Genomic DNA, 1,678 nt, shown 5'->3' on the forward strand with positions numbered 1-1,678 from the left:
CTAGCCTCGATCGTTCATGAGGGGCCGTCAGCCTGCTGACGGACCCTTTGTGGTGAGTGCTGGTGGGGGTTTTCGGAGTCTGGCCAGGCTGATGGCCCGGTTGTCGCGTCGGGTGTGCGCCGGGTTCCACGTCTCCGGTCGGGGTGATGCTGCTCGCAGGGACGGAACGCTGCTGGTCAGCCGGGGTTCGGGAGGGCGTGGAGCCGGTCCAGGGCATCGGTGATCACGTCGGTCCAGGGCCAGTGCTTGGCGAGGCGGAGGTAGCGGCGGCGGCCGGTGGTGATGAGCTGGGCGGCGGCGGAGAACAGCCGGAGCCGCAGGCGGCGGGGCTCCCACAGGCGGGCTTGGCCGGTGAGGGCGAGCAGGGGCATCCAGGCCAGCAGGTCGAGGGCGATCTGGATGATCTCCAGCCAGATCTGGTTCTGCGCGGTGTCGTGGAGGGGGAGGTTGCGCAGGCCGGTGGCGCGGGCGGCGCGGATGCGGTCCTCGGCCCGGGCTCGCTGGCGGTGGCGCAGTTCCAGTTCTGCGATCGGTGCGTGAATGGTGTTGGTGGCGAAGCAGGTCAACCGCATGCCGTCGGCGTCGGTGAAGCGCAACTGGGCGCCGGGGTGAGGCCGTTCCTTGCGCACGATCAGCCGCAGCCCGTTGGGCCAGCCGGTCAGGCAGTCGCCGGCGAGTTCGGCGACCCAGGCGCCGTCGCGGATGTCGCCGTCGGGTTCCACGGCCGGTGTCCAGGCCGAGGCCGGGACCTTGAGGACGGCCTGGTGGATGGCGTCGGTGATGGTCATGCCGACCGAGTACGACAGCCACCTTCCGCGCTGGGCGAGCCAGGCGACGAACTCGTGGGTGCCGCCGCCGGAGTCGGTACGGATCAGAGTCTGTCGGCCGCGCCGCAACCGCTTCGGCAGCTGGGCCAGGGCCAACCTGGTGGCCTCGATGTGGTCGGCGGCGGTGTTGGAGCCCGCGTTGCCGGGCCGCAGCAGGCCCACGACCGGCTCCCCTGACCCTCCACGGCCGTGGTCGACGAACCCCATCAGCGGGTGGTGTCCGAACGTCTTCTTCCAGGTCGCGGCGGCGTCCTGCTTCTCGGAGTGGGCCAGGACGAGGACCCCGTCGATGTCCACGATCACCTGCCCGCCGGCGTCCGGCGCCGCATCCCCGGCCAACCGCCACACGTGTTCGCGCACTTCAGCACGGGCGGCGCGCAGCGCGGCCAGGACCCGATCTCCACCCGAGGCCAGCTTGCTGATCAGCCGGGAGACCGTGGGGTCGGAGGCCACCGGCCCGAACACGGCCGGCTCGGCCCGCAGTACGGCAACGTCGGCCAGGCAGTCCCCGCCCAGTGCGACGGCGAGCGCGACATCCAGCAGGATCTTGCCCGGATCGTGCACCGCCCGCGGCTTGCGCCACGGCACGAGCGCCGCCGATATCGCCGCATCCAGACCGGACTTGCGGACCGTCTCGACCAGCAGCACGGCCCCGGCCTGCGAGACGACTCCGCGACCGCCGCCCTCGACGCGGACACGCGGGTAGGACCCGATACGCTTCTTCACCTGGAAAGTGCCTCCGGCGGTGGCGGGAACAAGGACCTCAGCAATCCTCATTCTCGCTGGTCAGAGGCACTTTCTGCTTTCTTGATCACCAGCCGGACAGCCCGCCTGATGAAAGCGCGAGGCTA

1 protein-coding gene is annotated in these 1,678 nt (G+C 70.7%); it reads right to left on the reverse strand.

Annotated features, from left to right (window positions below):
• Nucleotides 1-176 precede the first annotated feature (176 nt).
• Nucleotides 177-1,553, reverse strand: coding sequence for an IS1380 family transposase (locus tag IPZ69_RS46670; protein ID WP_235461007.1), 1,377 nt, complete (start codon nucleotides 1,551-1,553; stop codon nucleotides 177-179).
• Nucleotides 1,554-1,678 lie beyond the last annotated feature (125 nt).

Origin of the sequence: Streptomyces olivochromogenes, assembly GCF_021538895.1 — a bacterium.
In the GTDB taxonomy this organism is placed as follows: domain Bacteria; phylum Actinomycetota; class Actinomycetes; order Streptomycetales; family Streptomycetaceae; genus Streptomyces; species Streptomyces olivochromogenes_A.